Source organism: Burkholderia sp. LAS2, assembly GCF_018417615.1.
GTDB lineage: Bacteria > Pseudomonadota > Gammaproteobacteria > Burkholderiales > Burkholderiaceae > Burkholderia > Burkholderia sola.
On sequence record NZ_CP071052.1, the window covers coordinates 2,634,605 to 2,659,782 of the forward strand.

Sequence of the window (25,178 nt, forward strand, 5' to 3'; positions counted from 1 at the left end):
GTCGCTTTTGACTACCTGAATCGCGCGTCCGGTTTGCCCGACTGCGCGACGATTCGTCGCACGACGATGCGCACGCGGCAGCCGCGCGCGCATCGCATCGGGCTCAGCCCTTCGCGCCGGACGCCGCCCCCGCGTTCTTGACGATCGTCAGCGCCGACGAGATCGCGGTGCCGAGATCCGACAGGTTCGACGGCACGATCAGCGTGTTGCCCTGCTTCGCGAGATTCGCGAACGCGCCGACATACTGCTCGGCGACCTTCAGATTCACCGCGTCCATCCCGCCTTGCGACTGGATCGCGCTCGCGATCTTCTGGATCGCCTGCGCGTTCGCCTCGGCCACCGCCAGAATCGCGGCGGCTTCGCCCTGCGCCTGGTTGATCGCGGCCTGCCGTTCGCCTTCGGACTTCTGGATCGCGGCTTCACGCGCACCCGACGCGAGGTTGATCTGTTCCTGCTTGCGGCCTTCGGATGCGGCGATCAGCGCGCGTTTTTCACGCTCCGCGGTGATCTGCGCCTGCATCGCGTGCAGGATTTCCTTCGGCGGCGTCAGGTCCTTGATCTCGTAGCGCAGCACTTTCACGCCCCAGTTCGCCGCTGCCTGATCGAGCGCCGACACGATGTTGTGGTTGATGAAATCGCGTTCCTCGAACGTCTTGTCGAGTTCGAGCTTGCCGACCACCGAGCGCAGCGTCGTTTGCGCGAGCTGCGTGATCGCCAGCACGAAGTTGCTCGATCCGTAGGACGCCTTCATCGGATCGGTTACCTGGAAGTACAACACGCCGTCGACCTGCAACTGCGTGTTGTCGCGCGTGATACAGACCTGGCTCGGCACGTCGAGCGGAATTTCCTTCAGCACGTGCCGGTATGCGATGCGATCGACGAACGGCAGCACGATATTGAGACCGGGCGACAGCGTCGCGTGGTAGCGCCCGAAGCGCTCGAGCACCCATGCATGCTGCTGCGGCACGATCTTCACCGTCTTCGACACGATCACGATCGCGATGACGAGCAGGACAACCCAGATGATCAGCGAATCCATGAAATATTCTCTCCTTGTTGTATCAGCGGACGATCAGCCCGCGGGTTTCGCCACGACCACGAGGCAATTGCCGCGCACGGCGCTGACCTGGTACACGTGCGCATCGTCGCGCTCGCCGTGCGCGAGCTCGACGTCCCAGTCGGCGCCGCGATACTGCACGCGCGCGCGACCGTCACGCCACGCGTCGACCGTGACGGTCGAGCCGATATCGAGATTGACGTCGGGATTCGTCGACGTATCGCGCTTCTGCTTGCGGCCGAGCCCCGAGCGGCGCAGCGCGATCATCGCGACGATCGCGACCGCGGCCGCCGCGCCGAACTGCACGTGCGGCGCGAAACCGGCCAGTTGCAACACACCGCCCGCGAGAAAGCCGAGCGCGATCATCAGCAGATAGAACGTGCCCGTCAGCAACTCCGCGACGACCAGCACGCCGACCCCGACCCACCAGAACAGATGCCCCGACATCATTGTGGTCTCCAGAAAAACGCCCCGATGCTCACTCTATTCGCTGCGTGCGCAACTGCACGCAGCGCTCGGCACACGCGAGATCGCCGCGCGTACCGACGAAAAAAAACACCCCGGTGCTTACCGGGGTGTTTATAGCACGAACCTTGCATTTTGCCTTCAACGAAAGCGCGGCGGACCGCCCTTTCGCCGAAGTTGCATGCCCGATCGTTACTTGCGGTTGGCGAGCGCCTGCCACGTATCGATGATCGTGTCGGGGTTCAGCGAGATCGACACGATGCCTTCGTCGGTCAGCCATTGCGCGAAGTCCGGGTGATCGGACGGGCCCTGGCCGCAGATCCCGACGTACTTGCCCATCTTGCGGCAGGTATCGATCGCACGCTTCAACAGGAACTTGACGGCCGGGTCGCGTTCGTCGAAGTCGACGGCCAGCAGTTCCATGCCCGAATCGCGGTCGAGGCCGAGCGTGAGCTGCGTGAGGTCGTTCGAGCCGATCGAGAAACCGTCGAAGTGCTCCAGGAACTCTTCGGCGAGGATCGCGTTGGTCGGGACTTCGCACATCATCACGAGGCGCAGGCCGTTTTCGCCGCGCTTCAGGCCGAACTTCTCGAGCAGGCCGACGACGCGCTCCGCCTGCTTCACGGTTCGCACGAACGGCACCATGATCTCGACGTTGGTCAGGCCCATCTCGTCACGCACGCGCTTCAGTGCACGGCATTCCATCTCGAACGCCTGCGCGAAGTCCTCGGCGATGTAGCGCGATGCGCCGCGGAAGCCCAGCATCGGGTTTTCCTCGTCCGGCTCGTAACGCGAACCGCCGATCAACTTCTTGTACTCGTTCGACTTGAAGTCGGACAGACGCACGATCACGGGCTTCGGATAGAACGCCGCCGCGATCGTCGCGACGCCTTCCGTCAGCTTGTCGACGTAGAACTGACGCGGCGACGCGTGACCGCGCGCGACGCTCTCGACCGCCTTCTTCAGGTCCTGGTCGATGTTCGGGTACTCGAGAATCGCCTTCGGGTGAACGCCGATGTTGTTGTTGATGATGAACTCGAGACGCGCGAGACCCACACCGCCGTTCGGCAGTTGCGAGAAGTCGAACGCGAGCTGCGGGTTGCCGACGTTCATCATGATCTTGACCGGGATTTCCGGCAGTTCGCCGCGCTGCACTTCCGTGACTTCCGTCTCGAGCAGCCCGTCGTAGATCTTGCCTTCGTCGCCTTCCGCGCACGACACGGTGACGAGCGCGCCGTCCTTCAGCACGTCCGTTGCATCGCCGCAGCCGACGACTGCCGGCACGCCGAGCTCACGCGCGATGATCGCCGCATGGCAGGTACGGCCGCCACGGTTCGTGACGATCGCCGCCGCCCGCTTCATCACCGGCTCCCAGTTCGGGTCGGTCATGTCGGCCACCAGCACGTCGCCCGGCTGCACGCGTTCCATTTCCGACGGATCCTGGATCACGCGCACGGGGCCCGCGCCGATCTTCTGGCCGATCGCACGACCCGTCGCGAGCACCTGCGACTGGCCCTTCAGCTTGAAGCGCTGCTCGGCCTTGCCGCTCGCCTGGCTCTTCACCGTTTCCGGACGCGCCTGCAGGATGAAGATCTTGCCGTCGCGGCCGTCCTTGCCCCACTCGATGTCCATCGGACGCTGGTAGTGCTTCTCGATGATGACCGCGTACTTCGCCAGCTCGATCACGTCTTCATCGGTGATCGAGTAGCGGTTGCGCTGCTCGTGCGGCACGTCGACCGTCTTCACGCGGCCCGGCTCGCCCGGCTGCGTGAATTCCATCTTGATCAGCTTCGAGCCGATCGAGCGGCGGATGATCGGGTACTTGTCCTGCGCGAGCGTCGTCTTGAACACGTAGAACTCGTCCGGGTTCACCGCGCCCTGCACGACGGTTTCGCCCAGGCCGTAGCTCGACGTGATGAACACGGCGTCCTTGAAGCCCGATTCGGTATCGATCGTGAACATCACGCCGGCCGCGCCGACGTCCGAGCGGACCATGCGCTGCACACCGGCCGACAGCGCGACTTCGGCGTGCGTGAAGCCCTTGTGCACGCGGTACGAGATCGCGCGGTCGTTGTACAGCGACGCGAACACGTGCTTCATGCGGTCGAGCACGTCGTCGATGCCGACGACGTTCAGATACGACTCCTGCTGGCCGGCGAACGATGCGTCGGGCAGGTCTTCCGCGGTCGCGGACGAGCGCACGGCGAACGACAGTTCGGCCGGCGAGCCGTTCTTCAGCACTTCGAACTGCGCGCGGATTTCCTGCTCGAGGCGTTCCTGCAGCGGCGCGTCGACGATCCACTTGCGGATTTCGGCACCGGCTTCGGCGAGCGCCTTCACGTCGTCGATGTCGAGCGACTCGAGACGCTTGGCGATGCGATCGGTGAGGTCGTTGTGCTTGAGGAAATCGCGGAATGCGAGCGCGGTCGTGGCGAAACCGGTGGGTACGCGAACGCCTGCTTCGGAAAGCTGGCTGATCATCTCGCCGAGCGACGCATTCTTGCCGCCCACGATCTCCACATCGGTCATCCGCAACTGCTCGAACGGAATTACATACGCCTGGTCCTTTGCGACGTTTGCTGCGTTAGTCATACAAGCCCCTAAGTGTGAAAAAAATGCTCGATCGCGCAAGTGGGCTCGGACGCGGGCGCTTGCAAAAAGGCGCGGCGCGTCTTGCGCAACCTGTTAGATAAACACTCGCAGCGGCGAAAATCTTCCGACCCGATTTGCAAAAATCCCGGCAGAAGGGCGATATTTGCAGACAAATCGCCAGACTTGCCGGGAATTCTTGAATCTCGCGGCCAAGTCGCGGACGCCGTTCGCGCCCCGCCCCCGCAATTGCTTATCCAACAGGTTGCCGCTATTCTACCGTGCCGGCTGCCGGATGTGGCGCGACCTTGTCACTGGGTCTGGAGGCACGCCTCCAGCCGCCCGCGCAACTGCCCTTCACGCTCGACGTCCAGATTCATGCTGCCTACCGTATTCATCGTCTCCGACGGCACCGGGATCACTGCCGAAACCTTCGCGCACTCGATCCTCTCCCAGTTCGACCAGAAATTCCGCCTCGTGCGCGTGCCGTTCGTCGACTCGCTCGACAAGGCCTATGCGACCGTCGAGAAGATCAACGAAGCCGCCGTGCACGACGGCCGCCGCGCGATCGTGTTCACGACGCTCGTCGACAGCGAGTCGAACGACATCGTCAAGCGCTCGAACGCGCTCGTGCTCGACATGTTCCAGCGCTTCGTCGAACCGCTCGAGCAGGAACTGGAGCTCAAGTCGAGCCACGCGATGGGCCGCGGCCACCAGAACGCTGACACCGAGGAATACAAGACGCGGATCGAGGCGATCAACTTCTCGCTCGCGCACGACGACGGCCAGTCGAATCGCAACCTGTCGGAAGCCGACGTGATCCTCGTCGGCGTGTCGCGCAGCGGCAAGACGCCGACGAGCCTGTACCTCGCGATGCAGTACGGCGTGAAGGCGGCCAACTATCCGCTGATTCCGGAGGATTTCGAACGCGGCAAGCTGCCGTCGGCGCTGTCGCCGTACAGTGAGAAGCTGTTCGGGCTGTCGATCGACCCGCAGCGCCTGTCGGAGATCCGCAACGAGCGCCGGCCGGGCAGCAAGTACGCGGCGCCCGAGAACTGCCGCTACGAGATCAACGAGGCCGAGGCGATGATGCGCCGCGAAGGGATCAAGTGGCTGTCGTCGACGCACAAGTCGATCGAGGAAATCGCGACGACGATCCTGCAGGAAATCCGCCTCGACCGGCAATCGTACTGAGCGCGAGAGCGCAGGCCGCCGTCGGGCCGTCGCCGAAAACAACAAGGCCGCGTCGAACGCGGCCTTGTTTCGTTTTACCGCACATGCAACACGTGCGGCGTCACGCAGGCCGCCGCTGCTGCCGTACCTGCTCGAACAGGCACACCGCTGTCGCAGCAGCAACGTTCAGCGACTCCATCCCGCCCGGCTGCGGAATCGTCACCCGATGCGTGGCCGCGTCGCGCCAGAACGCCGACACGCCGGCGCCTTCGTTACCGAACACCCAGGCGACGGGCCCTGACAGGTCGCAGTCGTAGACCGCCTGCGCGCCGTGCGAGTCGGTCAGCGCGACCGGTACGCCGAGGCGTTCGGCCAGCGCCGCCGCTTCGACGTCCTCATGGATCGACAACAAGAAATGCGCGCCCATGCCCGAGCGCAGCACCTTCGACGACCACGCGTAGGCCGTCCCCGGCGCGCAGAACACGTGACGCACGCCGGCCGCCGCCGCGCTGCGCAGGATCGAGCCGACGTTGCCGGCATCCTGCACGCCGTCGAGCACGACCGACGTGTGCGTCACGCGTTCGGGCAGCGGTTGCGCCGGCCGATCGACCAGCAGCAGGAAGCCGACGCCGTTGACGACATTCGACAACTGCCCGAACAACGCGTCCGGCAGCGTGACGATCCGCTGCGCGTCGATGCGCGCGACGATCGCCTGCGCCTCGGCATGGCCGAGCGCGCCTTCGGTCGTCACGCACAGTTCGGGCGTCGCGCCCGTATCGAGGTACGCGCTCGCGAGGTGGAAACCTTCGAGCAGCGCCTGGCCGCTGCGGCGCTGCTGGGGCGTCGAACCCGCGAGCGCCTTCAGGCGCTTGTACAGCGGGTTGTCGCGGGAAGTAATGCTTTTCATCAAAGGGCCTGTTCCCGCTAATAACGGGCTTGCGAACGTGTCTTGCCGGTCGCAGTGCAAGAAGCAAGGAGCGCCGTTTGGCCGAGCCAAACAAGTGACGCGCGACGCCGCAATGCGGCCGGCAAGACACGTTCCCGAAACTAAAAAATCCCTTTCCAGGGGCTGGTCGCCAGAAGGGCCGATCGCGGCGTCATGCTCCTTGCGAATACGCCAGGTATTCGCCGCGGCCCATTCCTTGCGCTCGGCCCTTCTGGCGGCCAGCGCAAGCCCGTTATTAGCGGGAACAGGCCCTCAGGTCGAGCGCCTCGCGCACGGGGGCAAACGAACGCCGATGCACTTCGCACGGGCCGTGCTCGCGCAGCGCGGCAAGATGTTTCGGCGTGCCGTACCCGGCATGCACGTTGAAGCCATACACGGGAAAGCGCTCATGCAGGTCGACCAGCATCCGGTCGCGCGTGACCTTCGCGAGGATCGACGCGGCCGAGATGCTCGGCACGAGCGCGTCGCCGCTGACGATCGCCTCGGCACGCACCATCAACGTCGGGCAACGGTTGCCGTCGATCTGCGCAAGCGTCGGCAGCACCGACAGCCCTTCGACCGCCCGTTTCATCGCGAGCATCGTCGCATGCAGGATGTTCAGCGTATCGATCTCGTCGACGCTCGCCGACGCGACGCAGTACGCGCGCGAACGCGCGACGATCAGGTCGTACAGCATGTCGCGCTTTTTCGCGGACAGCGCTTTCGAATCGTCGAGCCCGTCGATCGGCTGCGCCGGATCGAGAATCACCGCGGCGGCCACCACCGGCCCCGCGAGCGGGCCGCGGCCGGCTTCGTCGACGCCGCAGACGATCTCGTCCGGGCGGCTGAAATCGAAACCGCCCTGCACGTCGCTGGTCGCGCGGCGACGCGGTGCACGGACTGCCGTCATGCGCGCCCCTTGCGTTGTTCGAGCACGCGCACGACGGCCTCGGCCGCCTTCGCGGCCGTGTTCTGCCGCAGCGACAGATGCATTTCGGTAAACACTTCGGTCAGCGTACGGCGGTTCGCGTCGTCGCGCAGTTGCGTGAGCGTCGCATCGGCGAGCGCCTCGGGCGTCGCGAAATGCTGCAGCAGCTCCGGCACGACGAAGCGCCCCGCCAGGATGTTCGGCAGGCCGACATACGGGAGGTAGCCCTGCCGGCGCATGATCTGCCCGGTCAGCCAGGGCACCTTGTACGAGATCACCATCGGCTTCTTCAGCAGCGCGGCTTCCAGCGTGACGGTGCCGCTCTTCACGAGGATCGCGTCGGCGGCCGTCATCGCGACCTGCGAACGGCCGTCGGTGATCGTCAGCGCGAGCTGCGGATGGGCGTCGACGAGCGGCTGCAGCAGTTCGCGCAGCGCGGGCGTCGCGGCCGGCATCACGAATCGCACGCCGGGCTCGCGCTGCTGCATCAGCGCCATCGCCGCGAAGAACGTCGGGCCGATCAGCGCGATCTCCGAGCGCCGGCTGCCCGGCAGCACCGCGATCACGGGGCCGTCGGCCGGCACACCCAGCGCGATGCGCGCGCCGTGCGTGTCGGGTTCGAGCGGAATGTCGTCGGCCAGCGGATGACCGACGTAGGTCGATGCGACGCCGGCCTTGTCGAGGATCGCCGGTTCGAACGGGAACAGGCACAGCATGTGATCGACGGACTTCGCGATCTTCTTGATCCGGCCGCCGCGCCACGCCCAGATCGACGGGCATACGAAGTGGATCGACGGAATGCCCGCGTCGCGCGCCGCCTGTTCGACGCTGAAGTTGAAATCGGGTGCATCGACGCCGATGAACGCGTCCGGCCGCTCGACGAGCAGCTGGCGCTTCAGTTCGCCGCGAATCCGCAGGATCTCGGGAATCTGGCCCAGCGCCTCGACATAGCCGCGCACGGTCAGCTTGTCCATCTGCCAGTGCGAGTCGAAGCCCTGCGCGATCATGCGCGGGCCGCCGATCCCGTAATACTGGGCCGCGTCGGGCAGCCGCTCGCGCAGCCCGCCGAGCAGCGACGCCGCGAGCAGGTCGCCCGACGGCTCGCCGGCCACCATCGCGAGCCGGAGCTGATGGGTGGTGAGCGGCATCGCTTAGCGGATGATGCCGCGTTGCGACGCGTCGATGAACTCGACGAGCGCCTTCACCGGTGCATCGCCGTCACCGCCCGCTTCCGCGAGCTCGCGCAGTTGCACCTTCGCTTCCTCGAGCGACAGGCCGTTCTTGTACAGCAAGCGGTACGCGCTGCGCAGCGCCGAGATCGCGTCGGCCGAGAAGCCGCGCCGGCGCAGCCCTTCGACGTTGATCCCGTGCGGCTCGGCCTTGTTGCCCGCCGCGATCACGAACGGCGGGATGTCCTGCACGAGCGCCGACGCGCCGCCCAGCATCGAATGCGCGCCGATGCGCACGAACTGGTGCACGCCCGACATGCCGCCGACGATCGCGAAATCGCCGATCTCGACGTGGCCGGCCATCTGCGCGTTGCTCGACAGAATCACGTTGTTGCCGACGCGGCAGTCATGACCGATGTGCACGTAGGCCATGATCCAGTTGTCGTCGCCGAGCGTCGTCACGCCGACGTCCTGCACGGTGCCCGTGTGGATCGTCGTGAATTCGCGGATCGTGTTGCGGTTACCGATCACGAGCTTCGTCGGCTCGTCCTTGTACTTCATGTCCTGCGGACGGCCGCCGACCGACGCGTAATGGCCGATGCGGTTGTCCTCGCCGAGCGTCGTATGGCCCTCGATCACGCTGTGCGAGCCGATCGTCGTGCGCGCGCCAATCGTGACGTGCGGGCCGACGATCGCGTACGGGCCGATCTCGACCGATTCGTCGATCTGCGCGCCCGGCTCGACGATCGCGGTAGGATGAATCCTGGTCATGCGCCGTTGCCTCTCGATATGATGTGTCGCGTTGCTCGCGTTATGTTATCCATGCGTGCCGCGTCGCTCAGGGCGCCGCGTCGGCCGTCTTGACCGTGCACATCAGTTCGGCTTCCGCCGCCACCTTGCCGTCCACTTCCGCCACCGCCTTGAACTTCCAGATGCCGCGGATGTAGCGCTCGAACGTCACGTTCAGGATCAGCTGGTCGCCCGGCTCGACCACCCGCTTGAAGCGCGCGCCGTCGATCCCGACGAAGTAATACAGCGTGTTCTCCGGATCCTTCGGCTGCTCTTCCGCGAACGTCAGCAGCGCCGCGGCCTGGGCGAGCGCCTCGAGAATCAGCACGCCCGGCATCACCGGCCGCTTCGGGAAATGCCCCTGGAAGAACGGCTCGTTGATCGACACGTTCTTCAGCGCTTTGATCCCTTTGTGCGGCTCGAGTTCGAGCACGCGGTCGACGAGCAGAATCGGGTAGCGATGCGGCAGCAGCGTGAGGATCTTGTGGATGTCGAGATTGATTTTTTCAGTGCTCATGATGGTTCGTCTCACGCAGAGGCTGCGCGGTGGTGATGCAAAGGCTGAAGCGGGCCGCCGCGCGGCCCAGTCTGGCAAACCGGGCCGGTTGCGCTGGCCGTGCCCGGTTCGTGGTCTCGCATGACGCGCTCAGGCGCCCGCGCCGCCCTGGGCGGCGAGCGCGGCTTCGAGCGCCTTGATGCGCTCGCGCAGCTTGTCGAGGTTGCGCACGAGCGCGGCGCTCTTGTTCCATTCGCCGTGGTCGACGGCCGGGAACGCGCTGGTATAGATGCCGGCCTTCGGCAGCGACTTCGATACGCCCGACTTCGCGGTGATGATCACATAGTCGCCGAGCGTCACGTGGCCGGCGATCCCGGCCGCGCCGCCGATCATGCAGTGGCGGCCGATCGTCGTGCTGCCGGCGATGCCGGCGCTGCCGGCGATCACCGTGTACGCGCCGATCCGGCAGTTGTGGCCGATCTGCACCTGGTTGTCGATCTTCACGCATTCCTCGATGACGGTATCCGCCATCGCGCCGCGATCGATCGTCGTGTTCGCGCCGATTTCGACGTCCGGGCCGATCGTCACGCCGCCGACCTGCGGGATCTTGACCCAGCTGCCGGTGCGTGCGTCGCCGTCGCCGACGAAATCCGGTGCGAAGCCGAAGCCGTCGGAGCCGATCACGGCGCCCGCATGGACGATCGCGCGCGGGCCGATCTTGCAGCCGTGGTACACCGATGCGTTCGGATAGAAATGCGAGCCGGCGCCGATCGTCGTGCCGCGGCCGACGAAGACGTTCGCGTCGAGCTGCACGCCGTCCTCGATCACCGCGCCGGCCTCGACCGTCACGTGCGGGCCGATCACCGCGGTCGCGGCGACCTGCGCGGCCGGATCGATCGTCGCGCTCGGATGCACGCCGGCCGCGCGCGGCGGCGTGGCGAGATCGATGAACATCTGCGCAACGCGCGCGAAGTACGCGTACGGATTCGGCGTCACGATGAAGTTGCGACCACCGGCGGCCGCGCCCAGCTTTTCCAGATCCTTCGGCGCGATCAGCACCGCGCCGGCGCCGGTCGTCTCGACCTGCGACAGGTACTTCGGGTTCGCGAGGAACGCGAGCTGCTGAGGGCCGGCCTGGTCGAGCGGCGCGAGGCCGCTGACCGTGCACTGGGCGTCGCCGGCGATCTCGCCGCCGAACCGCTTTACGAGTGCCTCAAGCGTCAATGCCATTCGTCGTCTGCTCCGTTCAGTTCGTCGAGCCGGACGCGAGCGCCTTGAGCACCTTGTCGGTGATGTCGATGCGCGGGCTGACGTACACGGCTTCCTGCACGATCAGGTCGTAATTCTGCTGCTCGGCGATCTGCTTGATGACCTTGTTCGCCCGTTCCAGCACAGCCGCCAGCTCTTCGTTGCGACGCTGGTTCAGGTCTTCGCGGAACTCGCGCTGCTTGCGCTGGAAGTCGGTGTCGAGCTGCGCGAGATCGCGCTGCTTCTGCGCACGATCGGCCGCCGACAGCGACGTGCCGTTCTTGTCGAGCGAATCGGACATCGACTTCAGGCGCGCCGCGAGGTCCTGCAGATCCTTGTCACGCTTCGCGAACTCGGCTTCGAGCTTCGTCTGCGCCGCCTTCGCGGGCGCCGACTCGCGCAGGATCCGATCCGAATTGACCGCCGCGATGCGGGCGACGTCCTGTGCGTGCACCGTTGCCGCGCCCAAGGCCAGCGCAACGGTCAGCGCGCACATCACTCGTTTCGAAAACTTACCGGTTAGCAAAATTACCCTCTCGTTGCTGTTGTCATGCGTTCGGTCAGAACGCCGTCCCGATCTGGAACTGGAATTTCTGGTACTGGTCGCCTTCATGCTTCTGCAGCGGGAAGCCGAGACTCAGCTTCAGCGGGCCGATCGGCGAGATCCACGCGAGACCCACGCCGTAGCCGTAGCGCAGGCCGTTGGCGCCCGTACTCGTGCCGCCCGGCGCGTTGCCCCATACGTTACCGCCGTCGAGGAACGTGAACACGCGCAGCGTGCGGTCGTAGCCGGTGCCCGGCAGCGGGAACGTCAGCTCGATGTTGCCGACCAGCATCTTCGAGCCGCCGATCGGGTCGTTCGTCTTCGTGTCGCGCGGGCCCAGCGAGCTCGGCTCGTAGCCCCGCACGGAGCCGATACCGCCCGCGTAGTAGTTCTTGAAGATCGGGTACGGGTTGCCGATACCGTTACCGTAGCCGCCTTGCAGGTTCAGGCCCAGGATGAAGCCGCGCGAGAACGAATAGTAGTACTGCGCCTGCAGGTCGGCCTTGTAGTACTGGATCTTGCCTACCGGCACGCCGTACTCCATGTTCGCCTGCGTGAAGTAGCCGCGGCTCGGAATCAGCGCGCTGTCACGCGCGTCGCGCGACCATGCGACCGTCAGCGGCACCGTGTTCGATACGCGGCCGAACTCGTTCACGTAATCCTGGTAGCTCTGCGGCGTGTTCGAATCGACGTCGAGGCGGTTCTGCTCGAAGCCCGCGCCGAAGTAGACGGTGTCGACTTCCGAGAACGGAATGCCGAACTTCAGGTTGCCGCCCGCGCTGATGATCCGGAAGCTCGAACTCGTCGAATAGTAGAGCGGCTGGTACGTGCGGTAGAAGACGTCCGTGATCCGCTTGATGCCGTCGACCGTGAAGTACGGGTCGACCTGCGTGACGGTCAGCGTGCGGTAACTCTTCGCGGTGTTGACGTTCACCGACAGGCTCGTGCCGGAGCCGAACACGTTGTCCTGCGACACGCCGGCCGACAGCACGACCTTGTCCGTCGACGAGAAGCCGGCACCCAGCGTGATCGCGCCGGTCGGCTTTTCGTCGACCTTCACGTTCACGTCGACCTGGTCGTTCGTGCCTTCGACCGGCACCGTCGTCACGTCGACGTTGGTGAAGTAGCCGAGGCGGTTCACGCGGTCCTTCGACAGCGCGAGGCGGTTCGAGTCGAACCACGAGCTTTCGAGCTGGCGCATTTCGCGGCGCACCACTTCGTCGCGCGTGCGCGTGTTGCCGACCACGTTGATGCGGCGCACGTACACGCGGCGGCTCGGATCGACGACGAGGTTCAGGTTCACCTTGTGGTTCGCCTGGTCGATGTCCGGCTGCGCGTTGACGGTCGCGAATGCGTAGCCGTATTCGCCGAGCTTGTCGACGATCGACTTGGTGGTCTGCTGCAGCTTTTCGGCCGAGAAGCGGTCGCCCGGCTTGATCTTGATCAGCTTGTTGAGTTCGGCCTCGCGATCGAGCAGGTTGCCCGACAGCTTGATGCCCGACACCGTGTACGGCTCGCCTTCGTGCAGCGTGACCGTCAGGTACATGTCCTTCTTGTCCGGCGAGATCGACACCTGGGTCGACTCGATGTTGAACTCGAGGTAGCCGCGGTTCAGGTAGTACGAGCGCACGGCCTCGAGGTCGCCGGTGAGCTTTTCCTTCGAGTACAGGTCGTTCTTCGTGTACCAGGAGAACCAGTTCGGCGTCGACAGCTGCATCTCGTCGCGCAGCGTGCTGGTGCTGAACGCCTTGTTGCCGATGAAGTTGATCTGGCGGATCTTCGCGCTCGGGCCTTCGGCCACCGCGAACAGGATCGACACGCGGTTCGCGTCGACCGGCGTGACCGTCGTCTTGACCTCGGCCGCATAAAAGCCGCGCGTCAGGTACTGGCGCTTGAGCTCCTGCTCCGCCTTGTCGACGAGCGCCTTGTCGTAGTAGCGGCCGTCGGCCAGGCCGACCGCGCGCAGCGCCTTCGTCAGGTTGTCCTTGTCGAATTCCTTCGTGCCGGTGAAGTCGATCGACGCGATGGCCGGACGCTCCTGCACCTGCACGATCACGACGTTGCCCTGCGTGGCGATGCGCACGTCGTTGAAAAAGCCCGTCGCGTACAACGCGCGGATTGCTTCGGATGCCTTGTCGTCCGTGAAGGTATCGCCCTGCTTGATCGGCAGATAGGCGAACACCGAACCCGCTTCGACGCGCTGCAGCCCCTCGATCTTGATGTCTTGCACCACGAACGGTGCCGCTGCATGCGCCGCGAGGCCGTGCGCGGCGAGCGCGGCCGCTGCAACTGTCTTAGGTACAAAGCGATGAGGTTTGAACAACATGCATCCCCAATATTTAGCTGCATCAAATCAGGCGGCTGACCCGCGGCCGCCGCCTGACGCTTCAGAAATGGATTAACCGAGCCAGATCGTTGAACAGCGCGATCGCCGACAACGCGACGATGCAGATCAACCCGGCTCTTTGCAGAATCAGCTGCCAGCGCTCCGAGACGGCTTTCCCGGTCGCGGCTTCAACCGCATAATATAACAGATGCCCCCCGTCCAAAACGGGAATCGGCAACAAGTTCAGGACGCCAAGGCTAATGCTGACAAGGGCGAGGAACGACAGGAACGCCGACGGACCGAGCCGCGCGCTCTTGCCTGCGTAGTCGGCGATCGTCACCGGGCCGGACAGGTTCTTCAGCGACGCGTTGCCCGTGATCATCCGCCCGAACATCTTCAGCGAATACACGGAAATATCCCACGTGCGGTGCGCGCCGAGCCGCAGGCTCTCGATCGGCCCGTAACGCACGTCCACCGACGGCGCGTGCATCGACAGCGCCGCGCCGATCCGGCCGACCTGCTGCCCCGATTCGTCGTCGCGCTGCATCTGCGGCACGATCGACACCGTCTGCGCGGCGCCGCTGCGCTCGATCCGCAGCGCGAGCGGCTGGCCCGCATGGTGCTTCACCGCGTCGATGAAGCGCGACGCGCCGCCGATCGGCTTGCCGTCGAGCGCGACCAGCTTGTCGCCGACCTTCAGGCCGGCCTGCTCCGCCGCGCTGCCCGGCTGCACCGACGCGACCGACAACGTGCCGCCGCCGGCCTCGAAGCCCAGATGGGCCATGAAGTCGTCGTCGAGCTGGCTGTCGGGGACGTTGCGGAGATCGACGCGGAAATCGAACGTCGCATTGCCGTCGCGCGCGCCGAGCACGACCTCGCGATGGTCGAACGCGGCCGACAGCAGCTTCCAGCGCAGGTCCGACCACGATCGCACCGGCTCGGACTCGCCGCCCTGCGCATCGCCTACGCGCACGTTGCGGATCGACACGACCGTCTCGCTGCCGTCGAAGCCTGCACGGGCGGCCGCCGTGCCGGCGGCCGGCGACGCGACGATCGCGGCCGGCTCGGTCACGCCGGTCGCGAATACGACGGAAAACAGTGCGATTGCCAGCAGAAAGTTCGCAATCGGCCCGGCCGCGACGATCGCGATGCGCTTGTAGACCGACTGGCGGTTGAATGCCTGGCCGAGCTCGTCGGTCGGAATGCCGCCCGGGCCCGGATCGCGCTCGTCGAGCATCTTCACGTAGCCGCCGAGCGGCAGCGCGGACAGCGTCCACTCGGTGCCCGTCCTGCGGCTGACCCAGCGCGCGACGGGCTGGCCGAAGCCGATCGAGAAACGCAGCACCTTCACGCCGCACCAGCGCGCGACGCGATAGTGTCCGTACTCATGCACGACGACCAGTACGCCGATCGCCACCGCAAACGCGACCAGTTCGACCAGCACGTTCATGAGCACCTCATTCAGACCGTACGCTCCACGCGTGGCGCAGGCGCTTTTGCAATGATCGCGGCGGCGAGGCGGCGCGCCTCGGCATCCGCCGCGAGGACGTCGTCGAGCCCGTCGGGCGCGCGGTTCGGCAGCGCGTTGAGCACCGCGTCGACCGTCGCCGCGATCGCCATGAAGCCGATCCGGCGCTCGAGAAAGGCTTCGACCGCCACTTCGTTCGCCGCGTTCAATGCGGCGCTCGCGATACCGCCTTCCTCGAGCGCCTTCAGCGCGAGCGCGAGGCACGGGAAGCGCGCGTAATCGGGCTTCTCGAACGATAGCTGGGCGATCTGCGCGAGGTCGAGCTGGTCGACACCCGCGTCGACGCGCTCGGGGAACGCGAGCGCGTGGGCGATCGGCGTGCGCATGTCGGGGTTGCCGAGCTGCGCGAGCACCGAGCCGTCACGGTACGACACGAGCGAATGGATCACGCTCTGCGGATGGATCAGCACGTCGATCCGGTCGCCCGGCAGCCCGAAGATCCAGTGCGCCTCGATCACCTCGAGGCCCTTGTTCATCATCGTCGCGGAATCGACCGAGATCTTGCGGCCCATCACCCAGTTCGGGTGCTTGCACGCCTCGTCCGGCGTCACGTCGACGAGCGTCGCCGGCTCGCGCGTGCGGAACGGGCCGCCTGATGCGGTCAGGATGATCTTCGAGATCCCGCCGTGCTCGGCCGCGTCGCGCGGCATGCACTGGAAGATCGCGTTGTGTTCGCTGTCGACCGGCAGCAGGATCGCGCCATGGTCGCGCACGGCGTCCATGAAGATCGCGCCCGACATCACAAGCGCTTCCTTGTTCGCGAGCAGGATCCGCTTGCCGGCGCGTGCAGCCGCCAGGCTCGGCGCAAGGCCGGCCGCGCCGACGATCGCCGCGACCACCGTGTCGCAGCCGTCGCTCTTCGACACGTCGACGAGCGCCTGCGGCCCGTGCAGCACGACCGTCTTGCTGCCCGCCGCGCGCAGTTTCGCGTCGACGTGAGCGGCCGTCGCGGCATCGCCGACCACCGCCACTTCGGGCGCGAAGCGCAGACACTGCTCGACGAGCTTGTCGCCGTTGCGGTGCGCGGTCAGCGCGTAGACCGAGAAGCGCTCGGGATGGCGCGCGACCACGTCGAGCGTGCTGTCTCCGATCGAGCCCGTGGAACCGAGCAATGTCAGACGTTTTTGCATAACAGAAATAATGGTTTAACCAAGCAGCAGCATCGCGAGCGGCAGCACCGGCAGCAGCGCGTCGACACGATCGAGCACGCCGCCGTGGCCCGGCAGCAGTCCGCTCGAATCCTTCACGCCCGCCTGCCGCTTCAGCAGCGACTCGAACAGGTCGCCGATCACGCTGTACGCGACGAGCAGCGTCAGCGCGGCCCACGCGCCGGGCATCCCGTAGCGCGCGGCGAATGCAGAAAACAGGGTCGGTTCGAATGCGTGCACGGCCATCGCGACGCCGCCGACGACCATCACCGCGAACCAGCCGCCGATCGCGCCTTCCCAGCTCTTGCCGGGGCTGATCGTGATGGCCAGTTTACGCTTTCCGAAGGCCTTGCCCGCGAAGTATGCGCCGATATCGGCCAGCCAGACGACCAGAAGCAGCGACAGCACGAACGGCACACCCTGCGCGCGGGCGGCGACGAGCGCGTGCCAGCAGGCGGCGAACACGACGAGGCCGGCGGCCAGCAGGAACGGCCGCCAGATGCCGCCCGCGAGCGTGGGCTTGCGCCGCAGCGCGAACGGGCCGACCAGCAGCCAGAACACGCCAGCCGCCATGAAAAGGGGACGGGACGAAGCCGCATCGACGCCGAGCGGCGCGGTGGCCGCGAGCGCGAGCGCCGCGACGCCCGCATAGACGATCGGCGCGGCGCCCCCGAGCTTCAGCAGGCGCGCCCACTCCCACGCGGCGAACACGAGCACGACGCCGATCAGTGCACCGAACCCGGCGAGCGGCGCGAACAGCGTCACCGGCAGCAGCACCGCCAGCATCACGATCGCCGTGATCACACGGGTTTTCAGCATGAAAGGGAGTCGGCGTTCTGCGATTGCGGTTCGAGCTGCGCACTCGTGCGCCCGAAACGGCGCTCGCGCTCGGTATACGACGCCAGCGCGTCGGCCAGTGCCGCGCCGTCGAAATCCGGCCAGTACTTGTCGGTGAAATAGAATTCGGCGTACGCGAGCTGCCACAGCAGGAAGTTGCTGACGCGCTGCTCGCCGCCGGTGCGGATGAAGAGATCGGGCTCCGGCGCGTACGCCATTGCCAGGTGCGGCGCGAATGCGTCCTCGGTCACTTCGACCTCGCGACCTTCGCGCACGGCCTGCTCGACGAGTTTCTTCGTCGCCTGCAGGATGTCCCACCGGCCGCCGTAGTTGGCCGCGATGGTGAGCGTCAGACGGGTATTGCGCGCAGTCTTGGTTTCGGCGCGGCGAATCAGCTCGCGGATGCGCGGCTCGAAACGGTCGAGATCGCCGACGACGCGCAGGCGGATCCCGTTCGCATGCAGCTTGCCCACTTCGCGCTCGAGCGCGGTGATGAACAGCCGCATCAGGAACGACACTTCGTCGTTCGGCCGGCGCCAGTTTTCCGAACTGAACGCAAACAGCGTCAGGTATTCGACGCCGGCGCGCGCGCAGCCTTCGACCACCGCCCGCACGGCATCGACGCCGCGGGTATGCCCCGCGACGCGCGGCAAGCGGCGTTCGGTCGCCCAACGGCCGTTGCCGTCCATGATGATCGCGATGTGACGCGGCACGACGCCGACGTCAGGCACGCGAACGGTAGAGCTGGTATAGGTCATGGCCGTTGAGACAGTAATGCGGGAAGAAGGCGGCGCGCGAGGACGGTCGTCAGACCGTCATGATCTCGGCTTCCTTGCTCTGCACGAGCTTGTCGACTTCGGCGACGTGCTTGTCGGTCAGCTTCTGCACGTCGTCGCTCGCACGGCGCTCGTCGTCTTCCGAGATTTCCTTGTCCTTCACGAGCTTCTTCAGCGCTTCGTTCGCGTCGCGGCGCAGGTTGCGGATCGCGACCTTGGCCGTTTCGCCTTCGCTCTTCACGACCTTGGTCAGCTCGCGGCGGCGCTCTTCCGTCAGCGCGGGCATCGGCACGCGGATCAGGTCGCCGGCCGTCGCCGGGTTCAGGCCCAGATCGGCTTCGCGGATGGCCTTCTCGACCTTCGCGACCATGTTCTTTTCCCACGGCTGCACGCCGATCGTGCGCGCGTCGACGAGCGTCAGGTTCGCGACCTGCGAGATCGGCACCATCGAGCCGTAGTAGTCGACCTGCACGTGATCGAGCAGACCGGTGTGTGCACGGCCCGTACGGATCTTGGCCAGATCGTTCTTGAACGCTTCGATCGAGCGCTGCATCTTTTGCTCGACGCCCTTCTTCACATCAGCGACACTCATTTCAACCTCCGAACCTTCAAACCTTCAAAGAACGCGAGCCCCACCCGGCGCATGTCGCGCGCCGCGGCCGGCAACCCGCGCCGTTCGCCCGCATCCGCGGGAGTTTACACGTGGACGAGCGTACCTTCGTCCTCGCCCAGCACGATGCGCTTGAGCGCGCCCGGCTTGTTGATCGAAAACACGCGAATCGGCAGCTTCTGGTCGCGGCACAGCGCAAACGCCGTCGCGTCCATCACCTGCAGGTTGCGGCTGATCGCCTCGTCGAAGCTGATCGTCGTGTAGCGCGTGGCCGACGGATCCTTCTTCGGATCGGCAGAATATACGCCATCGACCTTGGTCGCCTTCAGCACGACTTCCGCGCCCACTTCCGAGCCGCGCAGCGCGGCGGCCGTATCCGTCGTGAAGAACGGGTTGCCGGTGCCGGCCGCGAAGATCACGACGCGGCCTTCCTCGAGCTGGCGGATCGCGCGGGGCCGGATGTACGGCTCGACGACCTGGTCCATGCGCAGCGCGGACTGCACGCGCGCCTCGATGCCGGCGTGGCGCATCGCGTCCTGCAGCGCCAGCGCGTTCATCATCGTCGCCAGCATCCCCATGTAGTCGGCCGTCGCGCGGTCCATGCCGGCCGCGCCGCCCGCGACGCCGCGGAAAATGTTACCGCCACCGATCACGACCGCGAGCTGCGTCCCGAGACGCACGACTTCGGCGATATCGGCCACCATCCGTTCGATCGTCGCGCGATTGATGCCGAAGGCATCGTCGCCCATCAGCGCTTCGCCGGAGAGTTTGAGGAGGACGCGTTTATAGGCATTGGACATAGGGGCTTCCGAGCGACGAGAGGATGACAACCACGAACTGTAGGGGCGAAATACTGATTCGGGCAAGCGCCGACGACCGGACCGGGGTTCCCGGCCGGCCGGCGGCGCCGCCGGCCGCGGCGGAGCGGACGCCCGCCGCGGGTACTGCTGACTGCTTACTGCTGCTTGGCTGCTGCGACTTGCGCGGCCACTTCGGCGGCGAAGTCGTCCTGGCGCTTCTCGATGCCTTCACCGACGACGAACAGCGCGAACTTCTGCACTGCCGCATTCGCCGCCTTCAGCATCTGCTCGATCGTCTGCTTGTCGTTCTTCACGAACGTCTGGTTCAGCAGCGACACTTCCTTCAGGTACTTCTGGACGCTGCCGTCGACCATCTTCGCGACGATTTCAGCCGGCTTGCCCGATTCGGCAGCCTTCTGCTCGGCGACGCGGCGTTCCGTGTCGATCAGTTCCGCCGGCACGTCGGCCGACGACAGCGCGACCGGCTTCATCGCGGCGATGTGCATCGCGACGTCCTTGCCGACCTGCTCTTCCGCGCCCGTGTACTCGACGATCACGCCGATACGCGCGCCGTGCAGGTAGGTTGCAATCTTGTTCGCGGTTTCGAAACGGACGAAACGGCGGATCGACACGTTCTCGCCGATCTTGCCGATCAGCGCGAGACGCACTGCGTCGACCGTCGAGCCTTCGAGCGGCAGCGCCGACAGCGCGGCCACGTCGGCCGGGTTCTGCGTCGCGACGAGTTCCGCGACCGTCTTCGAGAACGCGAGGAAGTCGTCGTTCTTCGCGACGAAGTCGGTTTCGCAGTTCAGTTCGACCAGCGCGCCTGCGTTGCCGCCGACGAACGATGCGACGACGCCTTCCGCCGTCACGCGCGATGCGGCCTTGCTCGCCTTGTTGCCGAGTTTGACGCGCAGCAGTTCTTCAGCCTTGGCCAGATCGCCGTCGGCTTCCGTCAGCGCCTTCTTGCATTCCATCATCGGTGCGTCGGTCTTCGCGCGCAGTTCTGCCACCATGCTTGCGGTAATTGCCGCCATCATTCGCTCCTTGAGTCTGTATTCACAACGCCGCCCGCTTGGACGCGAACGGCCGAGATTCGTTTCCGGACCCGCGCCGATTCGGCGCGATCAGGTCCGGCGCACAAGCTTAAAAAAAGGGGGCCTGTTGAGAGCCCCCTTTTTGCGCCGGCTCGGGGCCAGTTACGCGTTTTCCTCGACGTATTCGTCGTCGCCGCGTGCGGCCTGGACCACTTCGTTGACCGCGTTCGCACGGCCTTCGAGGATCGCGTCGGCCACGCCTTCGGCGTACAGCGCGACTGCCTTGCTCGAGTCGTCGTTACCCGGGATCACGTAATCCACACCTTCCGGCGAGTGGTTCGTATCGACCACGGCGATGACCGGCACGCCCAGCTTGTTCGCTTCCGTGACGGCAATCTTGTGGTAGCCGACGTCGATGACGAAGATCGCGTCCGGAATGCCGCCCATGTCCTTCACGCCGCCGATCGACTTCTGCAGCTTGGCGATTTCGCGTTCGAACAGCAGCGCTTCCTTCTTGCTCATCTTCTCGGTTTCGCCCGATTCGACAGCCGCTTCCATGTCCTTCAGGCGCTTGATCGATACCTTCAGCGTCTTGAAGTTGGTCATCATGCCGCCGAGCCAGCGCGCGTTGACGTACGGCATGCCCGCACGTTGCGCTTCCTGGGCGATCGTGTCACGCGACTGGCGCTTCGTGCCGACGAACAGGATCGTGCCGCGGTTCGCTGCCAGCTGGCGCACGTACTTCTGTGCGTCCGTGAACATCGGCAGCGTCTTTTCGAGGTTGATGATGTGAATCTTGTTGCGGTGACCGAAAATGAACGGAGCCATCTTCGGGTTCCAGAAGCGCGTCTGGTGACCGAAGTGGACACCCGCTTCCAGCATTTGGCGCATCGTAACTGCCATGTAAATTCTCCACGAGGGTTGGGTCTTAAGCCGGCTGCCGTACCGCCGCGCGAACCCGCCTCGAAGGACGGGGATTCCGCACGGACGACACCCTGGTTGCGCCGGCTTGCGATTCGGCACGTGCAAAACGCCCGTGCCGTAAGCCTTTCTCCGCGATGCCACCCCAAAACGGGGCACGACGGCAAATTTGGATGTCGACTTAGCCAAAGAGTATAGCACGCGGATTTGTCGGCTCTCAAGTCGCGCGGCACTTTCGCTTGCCGCGCGGCAGCGGGCCGGACAATCCTCGAAAACCCGCATCCGCGCGGCCCGCAGGGGCTGCGAGGCCCGCCATAAGGTGCGATAATCCGTCAATTCACCGCATTCCAGGCATACCTCGATGGCTATTACGCTCAAAAACGAACACGATATCGCTCAGATGCGCGTCGCCTGCCGTCTCGCCAGCGAAGTGCTCGACTTCATCACGCCGCACGTCGTCGCGGGCGTCACGACCGCCGAACTCGACCGCCTCTGCCACGAGTTCATGCTCAACGAGCAAGGCACGATCCCCGCGCCGCTGAACTATCAGCCGCCCGGCTATCCGCCGTACCCGAAGGCCACCTGCATTTCGGTCAACGACGTGATCTGTCACGGCATTCCCGGCGAGAAGGTGATCAAGAACGGCGACGCGCTGAACATCGACATCACCGTGATCAAGAACGGCTATTTCGGCGACACCAGCCGAATGTTCATCGTCGGCGAGGGCTCGATCCTCGCGAAGCGCCTCGTGCAGACCACCTACGAATGCATGTGGCTCGGCATCGACCAGGTCAAGCCCGGCGCGCACCTCGGCGACATCGGCTACGCGATCCAGAAGCACGCGGAAGCGCAGGGCTACAGCGTCGTGCGCGAATACTGCGGCCACGGCATCGGCACGGTGTTCCACGAGGATCCGCAGGTCGTCCACTACGGCCGCCCGGGCACCGGCATCGAGCTGAAGGCCGGGATGATCTTCACGATCGAGCCGATGATCAACGCCGGCAAGCGCGACATCCGCACGATGCCCGACCAGTGGACGGTCAAGACGCGCGACCGCAGCCTGTCCGCGCAGTGGGAGCACACGGTGCTCGTCACCGAAACCGGCTACGAAGTGCTGACCGTATCGGCCGGCACGCCCGCGCGCCCGGTGTTCGCGCAACCGGCCGCCGCCGTCTGAGCGCCGTCGCGCCAGCCCGCCCCACCCCGCACCTGATCGGTCGCCCATGAGCGCTCACGCTGCCCCCTCGCCCGAAGCGCTGTCGCGGCGCGCCGAATTCAAGGCCGCCAAGACGGCGATGCTCGAGCGCTTTCGCCGCGCGGCGAACGTCGCGTCGCTGATGCACGCGCTGTCGAAACTCACCGACGACGCGTTGAAGCGCGTGTGGGACGATTGCGGGCTGCCCGCGACGCTCGCGCTCGTCGCCGTCGGCGGCTACGGGCGCGGCGAGCTCGCGCCCTATTCCGACGTCGACATCCTCGTGCTGCTGCCCGATGCGCACGACGCGGCGCTCGATGCGCGCATCGAGCGCTTCATCGGCATGGCCTGGGATCTCGGCCTCGAGATCGGCAGCAGCGTGCGCACGGTCGCGCAGTGCATCGAGGAGGCGTCGCAGGACGTGACGGTGCAGACCTCGCTGCTGGAAGCGCGCCGCATCGTCGGCAGCACCGCGCTGTTCGAGCGCTTCACCGTGCGCTATCACGAAGCGCTCGACGCCCGCGCATTCTTCACCGCGAAGGTGCTCGAGATGCGCCAGCGCCACGCGAAGTGCCAGGACACGCCGTACAGCCTCGAACCGAACGTGAAGGAAAGCCCGGGCGGGCTGCGCGACCTGCAGACGATCCTGTGGATCGCGCGCGCGGCCGGCTTCGGCAGCAGCTGGCGCGAACTCGACACGCGCGGCCTCATCACCGACCGCGAAGCGCGCGAGCTGCGCCGCAACGAAGGCTTCCTGAAGACGCTGCGCGCGCGGCTGCACGTGATCGCCGGGCGCCGCCAGGACATGCTCGTGTTCGACCTGCAGACGCAGGCCGCCGAGAGCTTCGGCTACCAGCCGACGCAGGCCAAGCGCGCGAGCGAGCAACTGATGCGCCGCTACTACTGGGCCGCGAAAGCCGTCACGCAGCTCGCGACGATCCTGATCCAGAACATCGAGGCGCAGTTGTTCCCCGCGACGAGCGGCATCACGCGCGTGCTGTCGGCCGATCGCTTCGTCGAGAAACAGGGGATGCTCGAGATCGTCGACGACGGCGTGTTCGAACGCCATCCCGACGCGATCCTCGAAGCGTTCCTGCTGTACGAAACGACGCGCGGCGTGAAGGGCCTGTCCGCCCGCACGCTGCGTGCGCTGTACAACTCGCGCGAAATCATGAACAACGCGTGGCGCCGCGATCCGCAGAACCGCGCCACGTTCATGCGGATCCTGCAGCAGCCCGAAGGCATCACGCACGCGTTCCGGCTGATGAACCAGACGAGCGTGCTCGGCCGCTACCTGCTGAACTTCCGTCGCATCGTCGGCCAGATGCAGCACGACCTGTACCACGTGTACACGGTCGACCAGCACATCCTGATGGTGCTGCGCAACCTCCGCCGCTTCGCGGTGGCCGAGCATGCGCACGAGTATCCGTTCTGCAGCCAGCTGATCGGCAACTTCGAGCGCCCGTGGGTGCTGTATGTCGCGGCGTTGTTCCACGACATCGCGAAGGGCCGCGGCGGCGATCACTCGACGCTCGGGATGGCCGACGCGCGGCGCTTCTGCCGCGAGCACGGGATCGACGCCGAAGACGCCGCGCTGATCGTGTGGCTCGTCCAGCATCACCTGACGATGAGCCAGGTCGCGCAGAAGCAGGACACGAGCGACCCCGAAGTCATCAAGCGCTTCGCCGAAGTCGTCGGCAACGAACGGTACCTGACCGCGCTCTACCTGCTGACCGTCGCCGATATCCGCGGCACGAGCCCGAAGGTGTGGAACACGTGGAAGGGCAAGCTGCTCGAGGATCTGTACCGCATCACGCTCGCGGTGCTCGGCGGCGCGAACCCCGACGCGCATTCGGAACTGAAATCGCGGCAGGAGCAGGCGCTCGCGCTGCTGCGCCTCGAAACCGTGCCCGAGGATGCGCACCGCGCGTTGTGGGATCAGCTCGACGTCGGCTTCTTCCTGCGTCACGACGCGGCCGACATCGCGTGGCAGACGCGCGTGCTGTACCGGCACGTGAACGCCGAAACCGCGATCGTCCGCGCGCGGCCGTCGCCGATCGGCGACGCGCTGCAGGTGCTCGTGTACGTGAAGGACCGCCCCGACCTGTTCGCGGGCATCTGCGCGTATTTCGACCGCAACGGGCTGTCGGTGCTCGATGCGCGCGTCAGCACGACGCGGCACGGCTATGCGCTCGACAACTTCATCGTCACGCAGACCGAACGCGACGTGCGCTACCGCGACATCGCGAATCTCGTCGAGCAGCAGCTCGCGACGCGGCTCGCCGAAACCGCCACGCTGCCGGAGCCGTCGAAGGGCCGCCTGTCCAGGCTGTCCCGGACGTTTCCGATCACGCCGCGCGTCGACCTGCGGGCCGACGAGCGCGGTCAGTACTACATCCTGTCCGTGTCGGCCAACGACCGGCCGGGCCTTCTCTATTCGATCGCGCGCGTACTCGCCGAGCATCGGATCGGCGTCCACGCGGCGCGGATCAATACGCTCGGCGAGCGCGTCGAAGACATCTTCCTGCTCGCGGGTGCCGGCCTGTCCGACAACCGCCTGCAGATCCAGCTCGAAACCGAATTGCTGCGTGCGATCGCAGTCTGAATGAATCCCAGC

22 protein-coding genes are annotated in these 25,178 nt (G+C 65.9%); 3 read left to right on the top strand and 19 right to left on the bottom strand.

Annotation, left to right across the window (positions count from 1 at the left end):
- Nucleotides 1-103: 103 nt before the first annotated feature.
- The 3 genes from JYG37_RS12170 to ppsA all read right to left on the bottom strand — a co-directional run bounded on the left by JYG37_RS12170 (nt 104) and on the right by ppsA (nt 4,114).
- Nucleotides 104-1,039, bottom strand: a complete 936-nt coding sequence (locus JYG37_RS12170; protein ID WP_050012889.1) for an SPFH domain-containing protein — start codon at nt 1,037-1,039, stop codon at nt 104-106.
- Nucleotides 1,040-1,072: 33 nt separating this feature from the next.
- Nucleotides 1,073-1,507: an NfeD family protein gene (locus tag JYG37_RS12175; protein ID WP_089488565.1), complete on the bottom strand. Its 435-nt coding sequence runs from the start codon at nt 1,505-1,507 to the stop codon at nt 1,073-1,075.
- A gap of 207 nt (nt 1,508-1,714) precedes the next feature.
- Nucleotides 1,715-4,114, bottom strand: a complete 2,400-nt coding sequence (ppsA, locus tag JYG37_RS12180; RefSeq protein ID WP_050012891.1) for a phosphoenolpyruvate synthase — start codon at nt 4,112-4,114, stop codon at nt 1,715-1,717.
- Nucleotides 4,115-4,489: 375 nt separating this feature from the next.
- Here ppsA and ppsR point away from each other — a divergent pair, with 375 nt between their 5' ends.
- Nucleotides 4,490-5,305, top strand: coding sequence for a posphoenolpyruvate synthetase regulatory kinase/phosphorylase PpsR (gene ppsR / locus JYG37_RS12185; RefSeq protein ID WP_006483812.1), 816 nt, complete (start codon nt 4,490-4,492; stop codon nt 5,303-5,305).
- 100 nt (nt 5,306-5,405) lie between these two features.
- On the opposite strand, the gene JYG37_RS12190 is transcribed toward ppsR, so the two are convergent.
- From JYG37_RS12190 to rpsB, 16 genes are all read right to left on the bottom strand, one after another.
- Nucleotides 5,406-6,191 (bottom strand): TrmH family RNA methyltransferase, encoded by a 786-nt coding sequence (locus tag JYG37_RS12190; RefSeq protein WP_050012892.1) that lies wholly within the window; start codon nt 6,189-6,191, stop codon nt 5,406-5,408.
- Between the two features lie 274 nt (nt 6,192-6,465).
- Nucleotides 6,466-7,119, bottom strand: coding sequence for a ribonuclease HII (gene rnhB / locus JYG37_RS12195; RefSeq protein ID WP_050012893.1), 654 nt, complete (start codon nt 7,117-7,119; stop codon nt 6,466-6,468).
- Complete coding sequence (gene lpxB / locus JYG37_RS12200; RefSeq protein ID WP_213345438.1) at nt 7,116-8,285, bottom strand: lipid-A-disaccharide synthase; 1,170 nt, start codon at nt 8,283-8,285, stop codon at nt 7,116-7,118. Before lpxB ends, rnhB begins: the two co-directional genes overlap by 4 nt.
- A gap of 3 nt (nt 8,286-8,288) precedes the next feature.
- On the bottom strand, nt 8,289-9,077 hold the full coding sequence (lpxA, locus tag JYG37_RS12205; protein ID WP_050012895.1) for an acyl-ACP--UDP-N-acetylglucosamine O-acyltransferase: 789 nt from the start codon (nt 9,075-9,077) through the stop codon (nt 8,289-8,291).
- 67 nt (nt 9,078-9,144) lie between these two features.
- Nucleotides 9,145-9,612: a 3-hydroxyacyl-ACP dehydratase FabZ gene (gene fabZ, locus JYG37_RS12210; protein WP_006495559.1), complete on the bottom strand. Its 468-nt coding sequence runs from the start codon at nt 9,610-9,612 to the stop codon at nt 9,145-9,147.
- Nucleotides 9,613-9,741: 129 nt separating this feature from the next.
- Nucleotides 9,742-10,821, bottom strand: a complete 1,080-nt coding sequence (lpxD, locus tag JYG37_RS12215; protein ID WP_050012896.1) for a UDP-3-O-(3-hydroxymyristoyl)glucosamine N-acyltransferase — start codon at nt 10,819-10,821, stop codon at nt 9,742-9,744.
- Nucleotides 10,822-10,837: 16 nt separating this feature from the next.
- Nucleotides 10,838-11,335, bottom strand: coding sequence for an OmpH/Skp family outer membrane protein (locus JYG37_RS12220; RefSeq protein ID WP_048248617.1), 498 nt, complete (start codon nt 11,333-11,335; stop codon nt 10,838-10,840).
- 64 nt (nt 11,336-11,399) lie between these two features.
- Nucleotides 11,400-13,709 (bottom strand): outer membrane protein assembly factor BamA, encoded by a 2,310-nt coding sequence (gene bamA / locus JYG37_RS12225; protein WP_050012897.1) that lies wholly within the window; start codon nt 13,707-13,709, stop codon nt 11,400-11,402.
- A 61-nt stretch (nt 13,710-13,770) separates the two neighbouring features.
- Complete coding sequence (rseP, locus tag JYG37_RS12230; protein ID WP_050012898.1) at nt 13,771-15,159, bottom strand: RIP metalloprotease RseP; 1,389 nt, start codon at nt 15,157-15,159, stop codon at nt 13,771-13,773.
- An 11-nt stretch (nt 15,160-15,170) separates the two neighbouring features.
- Nucleotides 15,171-16,367: a 1-deoxy-D-xylulose-5-phosphate reductoisomerase gene (locus JYG37_RS12235; RefSeq protein ID WP_050012899.1), complete on the bottom strand. Its 1,197-nt coding sequence runs from the start codon at nt 16,365-16,367 to the stop codon at nt 15,171-15,173.
- A gap of 15 nt (nt 16,368-16,382) precedes the next feature.
- The gene (locus JYG37_RS12240) at nt 16,383-17,204 is read right to left on the bottom strand and encodes a phosphatidate cytidylyltransferase (protein ID WP_050012900.1); all 822 of its coding nucleotides are present in this window, start codon (nt 17,202-17,204) and stop codon (nt 16,383-16,385) included.
- Entirely contained in the window at nt 17,198-17,980 is a 783-nt protein-coding gene (gene uppS / locus JYG37_RS12245; protein WP_034188847.1) for a polyprenyl diphosphate synthase, read from the bottom strand. The genes JYG37_RS12240 and uppS overlap by 7 nt, the downstream gene beginning before the upstream one ends.
- Before the next feature lie 49 nt (nt 17,981-18,029).
- Complete coding sequence (gene frr, locus JYG37_RS12250) at nt 18,030-18,590, bottom strand: ribosome recycling factor (protein WP_006752152.1); 561 nt, start codon at nt 18,588-18,590, stop codon at nt 18,030-18,032.
- A gap of 104 nt (nt 18,591-18,694) precedes the next feature.
- A complete protein-coding gene (gene pyrH, locus JYG37_RS12255) occupies nt 18,695-19,408 on the bottom strand; it encodes a UMP kinase (protein ID WP_006402648.1) in 714 nt (237 codons plus the stop codon).
- A 155-nt stretch (nt 19,409-19,563) separates the two neighbouring features.
- Nucleotides 19,564-20,445, bottom strand: coding sequence for a translation elongation factor Ts (tsf, locus tag JYG37_RS12260; protein ID WP_050012901.1), 882 nt, complete (start codon nt 20,443-20,445; stop codon nt 19,564-19,566).
- A 162-nt stretch (nt 20,446-20,607) separates the two neighbouring features.
- On the bottom strand, nt 20,608-21,348 hold the full coding sequence (gene rpsB, locus JYG37_RS12265; protein WP_006758564.1) for a 30S ribosomal protein S2: 741 nt from the start codon (nt 21,346-21,348) through the stop codon (nt 20,608-20,610).
- Between the two features lie 379 nt (nt 21,349-21,727).
- Between rpsB and map the strand changes: the two genes are divergently transcribed.
- Both map and JYG37_RS12275 read left to right on the top strand, forming a co-directional pair.
- Nucleotides 21,728-22,543 (top strand): type I methionyl aminopeptidase, encoded by an 816-nt coding sequence (map, locus tag JYG37_RS12270; protein ID WP_050012902.1) that lies wholly within the window; start codon nt 21,728-21,730, stop codon nt 22,541-22,543.
- Nucleotides 22,544-22,589: 46 nt separating this feature from the next.
- Nucleotides 22,590-25,166, top strand: a complete 2,577-nt coding sequence (locus JYG37_RS12275) for a [protein-PII] uridylyltransferase (protein ID WP_050012903.1) — start codon at nt 22,590-22,592, stop codon at nt 25,164-25,166.
- Nucleotides 25,167-25,178: the final 12 nt, after the last annotated feature.